The sequence below is a fragment of the Bacillus tequilensis KCTC 13622 genome (assembly GCF_000507145.1).
GTDB classification, from domain to species: Bacteria; Bacillota; Bacilli; order Bacillales; family Bacillaceae; genus Bacillus; species Bacillus tequilensis.
In genome coordinates, this window is sequence record NZ_AYTO01000011.1 from 1 (window position 1) to 9737 (window position 9737).

The 9737-nt window shown below is 50.4% G+C and carries 2 protein-coding genes; both read left to right on the forward strand.

The features are described 5' to 3' along the window. On the forward strand, positions 1 to 1797 hold a 1797-nt coding region (locus V756_RS01000000121940; protein ID WP_032681829.1), incomplete at its 5' end, for a condensation domain-containing protein. Positions 1798 to 1809: 12 nt separating this feature from the next. Then, positions 1810 to 9737, forward strand: a 7928-nt coding sequence (gene srfAB / locus V756_RS1000000124795; RefSeq protein ID WP_024713927.1) for a surfactin non-ribosomal peptide synthetase SrfAB, incomplete at its 3' end; no start/stop codon positions are given.

The following is a 9737-nucleotide window of genomic DNA, read 5'->3' on the forward strand; positions in this document are numbered from 1 at the left end:
TCAGCACTGAAGGAAACCCTGCCGGACTACATGATCCCGGCATTCTGGGTGACGCTGAACGAGTTTCCGGTTACGGCAAACGGCAAAGTAGACCGCAAAGCCCTGCCTGAGCCGGACATTGAAGCGGGCAGCGGAGAATACAAAGCGCCGGCTACCGACATGGAAGAGCTGCTTGCCGGTATCTGGCAGGATGTGCTTGGCATTCCGGAGATCGGTGTCAGCGACAATTTCTTCTCAATGGGCGGAGATTCCATCAAAGGAATCCAAATGGCAAGCCGCTTGAACCAGCACGGCTGGAAACTGGAAATGAAAGACCTCTTCCAGCACCCGACGATCGAGGAGCTGACCCAATACGTGGAGCGTGCCGAAGGCAAACAGGCAGACCAAGGGCCTGTGGAGGGAGAAGTCATCCTGACGCCGATCCAGCGCTGGTTCTTTGAAAAGAACTTCGCGAACAAGCACCACTGGAACCAATCGGTGATGCTTCATGCCGCGAAGGGCTTTGACCCTGAACGGGTGGAAAAAACATTACAGGCGCTGATCGAACACCATGACGCGCTCCGTATGGTTTATCGTGAGGAGCCGAAAGATATCGTTCAATACAACAGAGGGCTTGAAGCTGCCTCAGCTCAATTGGAGATCATTCACATTGAGGGACAAGCGAAAGATCATGAAGACCGCATAGAGAGAGAAGCGGAGCGTTTGCAAAGCAGCATCAGCTTGCAGGAAGGCGGGTTGTTAAAAGCAGGCTTGTTCCAAGCGGAAGACGGAGACCACTTGCTCCTTGCCGTTCACCATTTAGTGATTGACGGCGTGTCGTGGCGGATTTTACTGGAGGATTTCGCCGCGGTATATACACAGCTTGAGCAAGGCAATGAACCGGTACTCCCGCAGAAAACACATTCATTTGCGGAGTATGCAGAGAGATTGCAAGACTTCGCGAACTCCAAGGCCTTTTTGAAAGAAAAAGAGTATTGGAGACAGCTTGAAGAACAGACTGTCGCGGCAAAGCTTCCGAAAGATCGCGAATCTGATGATCAGCGAATGAAACATACAAAGACAATCGAATTTTCGCTGACTGCTGAAGAGACAGAACAGCTCACCACAAAGGTGCATGAGGCATATCACACAGAAATGAATGATATTTTGCTGACGGCATTCGGATTGGCGATGAAGGAGTGGACAGGTCAGGATCAAGTAAGTGTTCATTTAGAGGGGCATGGACGTGAAGAAATGATAGAAGACCTGACCATTTCCCGCACAGTCGGCTGGTTTACGAGTATGTACCCGATGGTGCTCGATATGAAGCATGCGGATGATCTGGGCTACCAGCTGAAGCAAATGAAAGAAGATATCAGACATGTGCCGAACAAGGGAGTTGGATATGGCATTCTGCGCTATCTGACGGCGCCGGAACATAAAGAAGATGTGGCGTTCTCGATTCAGCCGGATGTCAGCTTTAACTACCTGGGGCAGTTTGATGAAATGTCGGATGCAGGTTTGTTCAAGAGATCAGAGCTGCCGTCAGGACAGTCGCTAAGTCCGGAAACAGAAAAACCGAATGCACTTGATGTTGTCGGATATATTGAAAACGGAAAACTGACGATGTCGCTGGCCTATCATTCTCTTGAATTTCATGAAAAAACAGTACAGACATTCAGCGACAGCTTTAAAGCCCATCTTCTCAGAATCATTGAACATTGCCTATCTCAAGATGATACGGAATTGACGCCGAGTGACCTTGGCGACGACGATTTGACGCTGGATGAGCTGGATAAATTAATGGAAATTTTCTAATAGAGGTGGCATATGAGCAAAAAATCGATTCAAAAGGTGTACGCACTGACACCGATGCAGGAGGGAATGCTGTATCATGCGATGCTTGATCCGCATTCTTCCTCGTACTTCACACAATTAGAGCTTGGGATTCACGGCGCTTTTGACCTTGAAATCTTTGAGAAAAGCGTCAATGAACTGATCCGGTCATACGATATTCTCCGTACGGTATTTGTGCACCAGCAGCTGCAAAAGCCGCGTCAGGTCGTGTTAGCGGAACGCAAAACAAAGGTGCATTATGAGGATATCAGTCATGCGGACGAAGACCGCCAAAAAGAGCACATTGAGCGTTATAAACAAGACATACAGCGCCAAGGCTTTAACCTGGCAAAAGACATATTGTTTAAGGTGGCGGTTTTCCGTCTTGGTGAAGATCAGCTGTATCTGGTCTGGAGCAATCACCATATTATGATGGACGGCTGGAGCATGGGCGTGCTCATGAAAAGCCTGTTCCAAAACTACGAAGCACTTAGAGCAGGCCGGATGCCGGCAAATGGACAGGGAAAGCCTTATTCCGACTACATCAAGTGGCTTGGAAAACAGGACAATGAAGAAGCAGAGAGCTACTGGAGCGAACGCTTGGCGGGTTTTGAACAGCCGAGCGTGCTCCCGGGCCGCCTGTCTGAGAAAAAAGACGAATACGTTAATAAAGAATATTCATTTACATGGGACGAAAAACTGGTTGCCCGCATTCAGCAGACGGCAAACCGCCATCAAGTGACAGGGCCGAACCTGTTTCAGGCTGTTTGGGGCATCGTTCTCAGCAAATACAACTTTACGAATGATGTTGTCTTCGGCACGGTCGTATCAGGCCGGCCGTCTGAAATCAACGGGATTGAAACGATGGCGGGGCTGTTTATCAACACGATTCCGGTGCGGGTAAAAGTTGAGCGAGACGCTGCTTTCGCTGATATTTTCTCAGCGGTTCAGCAGCATGCAGTAGAGGCGGAGCGTTACGATTACGTGCCGCTCTATGAGATTCAAAAACGTTCAGCCCTCGACGGCAATCTCTTGAACCATCTGGTCGCGTTTGAAAATTATCCGCTTGACCAAGAGCTTGAAAACGGCAGCATGGAAGACCGCCTCGGGTTTTCTATTAAGGTAGAAAGCGCGTTTGAACAAACGAGCTTCGATTTCAACCTGATTGTGTATCCGGGCAAAACGTGGACCGTCAAAATCAAATATAACGGAGCCGCCTTTGACTCCGCTTTTATCGAACGGGCAGCGGAGCACCTTACCCGCATGATGGAAGCTGCTGTCGATCAGCCGGCCGCTTTTGTGCGTGAATACGGGCTTGTGGGAGACGAAGAGCAGCGGAAAATTGTAGAAGTATTTAACCGCACGAAAGCGGAACTCCCTGAAGGAATGGCTGTTCACCAAGTGTTCGAAGAGCAGGCGCAACGGACGCCGGCGAGCGCTGCGGTCGTATATGAAGGAGCTGAGCTCACATACCGTGAGCTGAATGCAGCGGCTAACCGTCTGGCGAGAAAGCTTGTCAAACAAGGCCTTCAAAAAGGCGAAACGGCAGCAATTATGAACGACCGCTCGGCAGAAACCGTTGTCGGGATGCTGGCTGTGTTAAAAGCAGGCGCCGCCTATGTGCCGCTTGATCCCGCGCTTCCTGAGGATCGCCTTCGTTTCATGGCGGAGGACAGCTCGATTCGGATGGTATTGGCCGGAAAGACATATGCGGAGCAGGCGAAGCAGCTGCAAGTGCCGGTTCTTACACTGGACAGCTGCTTTGCAGAGAGCGAAGCAGCTGACAATCTCAATCTGCCTTCCGCCCCGTCTGATTTGGCATATATCATGTACACATCAGGTTCAACGGGCAAACCGAAAGGCGTCATGATTGAACATAAAAGCATTCTTCGACTCGTTAAAAATGCCGGGTATGTTCCTGTTACTGAAGAGGACCGCATGGCGCAAACGGGAGCTGTAAGCTTTGATGCCGGCACCTTTGAGGTATTCGGCGCGCTGCTGAATGGCGCAGCCCTTTATCCGGTCAAAAAAGAGACGCTGCTTGATGCGAAACAATTTGCGGCATTCCTCCGTGAACAGAGCATCACAACCATGTGGCTGACATCACCTTTATTCAACCAGCTTGCCGCAAAGGATGCGGGTATGTTCGGCGCACTGCGCCATTTGATCATCGGCGGAGACGCGCTCGTGCCGCATATTGTCACCAAAGTGAAACAGGCATCACCGTCGCTTTCATTGTGGAACGGATACGGCCCGACAGAAAATACGACGTTTTCAACAAGTTTTCTGATCGACCGCGAGTACAGCGGCTCTATTCCGATCGGAAAGCCTATCGGAAATTCGACCGCCTACATCATGGATGAGCAGCAGCGCCTGCAGCCGATTGGGGCGCCCGGTGAGCTGTGCGTCGGCGGAATCGGTGTAGCGCGAGGATATGTGAATCTTCCTGAGCTGACGAAAAAGCAATTTCTCGAAGACCCCTACAGACCGGGTGAAAGGATTTATCGCACTGGTGACTTGGCAAGATGGCTGCCAGACGGCAATATCGAATTTTTAGGCAGAATTGACAACCAAGTGAAGGTGCGCGGCTTCCGAATTGAGCTTGGCGAAATTGAAACAAAACTGAACATGGCAGAGCATGTGACAGAAGCTGCGGTGATCATCCGGAAGAACAAAGCGGATGAAAATGAAATTTGCGCGTACTTTACGGCGGACCGTGAAGTGTCTGTGAGCGGGCTGAGAAAAACGCTGTCCCAATCTTTGCCTGACTATATGGTTCCTGCTCATTTGATTCAGATGGACAGCCTGCCGCTTACGCCAAACGGAAAGATCAATAAAAAAGAACTGCCTGCGCCTCAATCAGAAGCGGTGCAATCAGAGTACGCAGCCCCAGAAACAGAGAGTGAAAAGACATTAGCGGAGATTTGGGAAGGGATACTTGGCGTCAAAGCAGGTGTTACTGATAACTTCTTTATGATCGGCGGTCATTCTTTGAAAGCGATGATGATGACGGCAAAAATCCAAGAGCATTTCCATAAGGAAGTACCGATTAAAGTGCTTTTTGAAAAGCCGACCATTCAAGAGCTGGCTCTGTATTTGGATGAGAATGAAAGGAAGGAGGAGCAGACGTTTGAACCGATCAGGCAAGCACCTTATCAGCAGCATTATCCTGTATCCCCGGCCCAGCGGAGAATGTATATCCTCAATCAGCTTGGACAAGCAAACACAAGCTACAACGTCCCCGCTGTACTTTTGCTGGAGGGAGAAGTAGATAAAGACCGGCTTGAAAACGCAATTCAGCAACTAATCAACCGGCATGAAATTCTCCGTACATCGTTTGACATGATTGATGGAGAAGTTGTACAAACCGTTCATAAAAACGTATTGTTCCAGCTGGAGGCTGCCAAGGGAAGGGAAGAAGACGCGGAGGAAATGATCAAAGCGTTTATTCAGCCGTTTGAATTAAACCGCGCGCCGCTCGTCCGTTCGAAGCTTGTCCAGCTTGAGGAAAAACGCCACCTGCTGCTCATTGATATGCACCATATCATCACTGACGGAAGCTCAACAGGCATCTTAATCGGTGATCTTGCCAAACTGTATCAAGGCGCTGATCTTGAGCTGCCGCAGGTTCACTATAAAGATTACGCTGTGTGGCACAAAGAACAGGCTGATCATCAAAAAGATGAAGCATACTGGCTCGAAACCTTTAAAGGCGAGCTGCCGATTCTTGACCTTCCCGCGGATTTCGAGCGGCCTGCTGAACGGAGCTTTGTCGGAGAGCGGGTGATGTTCGGGCTTGATAAGCAAATCACCGCTCAAATCAAAGCATTCTTGGCAGAAACCGATACGACAATGTACATGTTTTTACTGGCGGCGTTCAATGTGCTCCTTTCTAAGTACGCGTCTCAGGACGATATCATTGTCGGTTCGCCGACAGCCGGCAGAACACATCCTGATCTTCAAGATGTGCCGGGGATGTTTGTCAATACAGTCGCACTCAGAACGGCGCCTGCGGGGGAGAAAACCTTTGCGCAATTCCTTGAAGAGGTCAAAACAGCAAGTCTTCAAGCATTCGAGCATCAGAGCTATCCGCTTGAGGAGCTGATTGAAAACCTTCCGCTTACAAGGGATACAAGCCGGAGTCCGCTGTTCAGCGTGATGTTCAACATGCAAAACATGGAGATTCCTTCATTGAGATTGGGAGATTTGAAGATTTCTTCATATTCCATGCTTCATCACGTGGCGAAATTCGATCTCTCCTTGGAAGCGGTCGAGCGAGAAGAGGATATCGGCCTAAGTTTTGACTATGCGACTGCCCTGTTTAAGGACGAAACCATCCGCCGCTGGAGCAGCCACTTTGTCAATATTATCAAAACGGCCGCAGCTCATCCGAATGTTCGGCTGTCTGATGTAGACTTGCTTTCACCAGCAGAAACGGCTGCTTTACTTGAAGAAAGGCATATGACGCAAATGACTGAAGCGACCTTTGCAGCTCTTTTCGAAGAACAGGCGCAGCAAACGCCTGATCATCCTGCGGTGAAGGCTGGCGGAAACCTCCTTACCTATCGCGAGCTTGATGAACAGGCGAACCAGCTGGCGCATCACCTTCGCGCGCAAGGGGCGGAAAGTGAAGACATCGTCGCGATTGTCATGGATCGGTCAGCTGAGGTCATGGTATCGATTCTTGGCGTCATGAAAGCGGGAGCGGCGTTCCTGCCGATTGATCCTGATACACCTGAAGAACGAATCTGCTATTCATTAGAGGACAGCGGAGCGAAAATTGCGGTCGTGAACGAAAGAAACATGACGGCCATTGGCCGATATGAAGGGACAATCGTCAATCTTGATGACGCAAAATGGAGCAATGAGAGCAAGGAACGCCCATCACCGATTTCCGGATCTCGCAATCTGGCATACGTCATTTATACGTCCGGTACGACCGGGAAGCCGAAGGGCGTGCAGATCGAGCATCGCAATCTGACAAACTATGTTTCTTGGTTTAGTAAAGAGGCGGGCCTGACGGAAACTGATAAGTCTGTATTGCTTTCGTCTTACGCATTCGACCTGGGCTACACGAGCATGTTCCCTGTGCTTCTGGCAGGGGGCGAGCTCCACATCGTGCCGAAGGAAACCTATACGGCGCCGGATGAAATTGGGCGCTATATCAAGGAACACGGAGTCACCTATATGAAACTGACACCGTCTCTGTTCCATACAATGGTGAACACAGCCAGCTTTGCAAAAGAGCCACACTTTGAATCCCTGCGCTTGATTGTCTTGGGAGGAGAAAAAATCATCCCGGCTGATGTTCTCGCTTTTCGCAAGGTGTATGGACATGCCGAATTTATCAATCACTACGGTCCGACTGAAGCAACGATCGGCGCCATCGCCGGACGGATTGATTTTTCTGAGCCGGACGCATTCGCGAAACGCCCGACAATCGGACAGCCGATTGCGAATGCCGGCGCGCTTGTCTTAGATGAAGCGTTGAAGCTTGTGCCTCCGGGAGCGAGCGGACAGCTCTATATCACGGGACAAGGGCTTGCGAGAGGATATCTGAACAGACCTCAGCTCACAGCCGAGAGGTTTGTAGAAAATCCATATTCGCCGGGCGGCCGCATGTACAAAACCGGAGATGTTGTACGGAGACTTTCGGACGGATCGCTTGAATTTATCGGCCGGGCTGACGACCAGGTGAAAATCCGCGGCTACCGCATTGAGCCGAAGGAGATTGAAACGGTCATGCTCAGCCTTAATGGAATTCAAGAAGCTGTTGTGCTGGCGGTTTCTGAGGGCGGGCTTCAAGAGCTTTGCGCATATTATACGGCTGATCAAGCTATTGAAAAAGCAGAGCTCCGCAGCCAGCTTTCGCAAACACTGCCGTCCCATATGATTCCTGCCTTCTTTGTCCAGCTGGACGCGATTCCGCTGACGGCAAACGGGAAAACCGACAGAAACGCATTGCCGAAACCGAACGCTGCGCAATCCGGACACAAGGTCTCAGCCGCACCGGAAACAGCGCTTGAGAAGAGCCTATGCAATGTGTGGCAGAAAACGCTTGGCATAGATGCGATCGGCATTGATGACAATTTCTTCGATTTAGGCGGCCATTCATTAAAAGGGATGATGCTCATCGCCAACATTCAGGCCGAATTAGAGAAAACCGTTCCGCTTAAAGCGCTGTTCGAGCTGCCAACTGTTCGCCAGCTGGCGGCTTATATGGAGGCATCGGCAGTTTCAGGCGGTCATTACGTGCTCAAACCGGCTGACAAACAGGAGATGTACCCACTGTCATCCGCGCAGAAACGGATGTATGTCCTGAATCAGCTTGACCGGCAGACGATCAGCTACAACATGCCATCTGTTCTTCTGATGGAAGGCGATCTTGATATTGCGCGTCTGCGCGACTCGCTCAATCAGCTTGTGAACCGCCACGAGTCATTGCGGACATCCTTTATGGAAGCAAACGGTAAGCCTGTTCAGCGCGTTATCGAGGAGGCGGCGATTGATCTTCATGTGTTTGAAGCGGAAGAAGACGAAGCGGACCAAAAGATCAAGGAATTTATCCGGCCGTTCGATTTAACTGATGCACCGCTCATTCGCGCGGCTTTACTTCGAATAGAAGCGAAAAAACATTTGCTGCTTTTGGATATGCATCATATCATCGCAGACGGCGTATCAAGAGGCATTTTTGTGAAAGAATTGGCGCTGCTGTATAAAGGAGAGCAGCTTCCGGAGCCTGCGCTTCATTACAAGGATTTCGCCGTTTGGCAGCATGAAGCTGAGCAAAAGGAACGGATGAAGGAGCATGAGGCGTACTGGCTCTCGGTTCTTTCAGGAGAGCTGCCGGAGCTTGACCTTCCGATCGATTACGCCCGTCCGCCTGTGCAAAGCTTTAAAGGAGATACGGTCCGTTTCCATACGGGAAGCGAGACGGCAAAGGCGGTGGAAAAGCTGCTCGCCGAAACCGGAACGACCTTGCACATGGTGCTTCACGCTGTTTTCCACGTCTTTTTAAGCAAAATTTCGGGACAGCGGGATATCGTCATTGGCTCGGTTACTGCCGGCCGGACGAATGCAGATGTCCAAGATATGCCGGGAATGTTCGTCAATACGCTTGCTTTGAGAATGCAAGCGGAAGAACAGCAAACCTTTGCAGAGCTCCTGAAGCAAGCAAAACAGACGAACCTGTCAGCGCTTGAACATCAGGAATATCCGTTTGAGGACTTGGTCAATCAGCTTGATCTTCCGCGGGATATGAGCCGAAATCCATTGTTTAACGTGATGGTGACGACAGAAAATCCTGATAAAGAACAGCTTACATTGCAAAATCTAAGCATTTCACCTTACGAATCTCATCAGGGAACGTCTAAGTTTGACCTGACACTAGGCGGGTTTACTGATGAAAACGGCATCGGCCTGCATCTTGAATATGCGACTGATCTGTTCTCAAAAGAAACGGCTGAAAAATGGAGCGAATACGTTCTCCGTTTACTAAAGGCAGCTGCGGAAAATCCAAATCAGCCGCTTTCCAGCCTGTCACTCGTCACTGAAACAGAAAAACAAACGCTTCTTGAGGCATGGAAGGGCAAAACGCTGCCTGTTCCGACAGACAAAACGGTTCATCAGCTATTTGAAGAAACAGCCCAGCGCTACAAAGACCGCCCGGCTGTCACATACAACGGCCAGTCTTGGACGTACGGCGAGCTGAACGCCAAGGCGAACCGCCTTGCGCGGATTCTGATCGACTGCGGCATCAGTGCGGATGAGCGCGTCGGCGTTCTCACGAAGCCGTCGCTGGAAATGTCCGCCGCGGTGCTTGGCGTCTTGAAGGCGGGAGCGGCGTTTGTGCCGATTGATCCTGATTATCCGGAACAGCGGATTGACTATATTTTACAAGACAGCGGCGCGAAGCTTCTCTT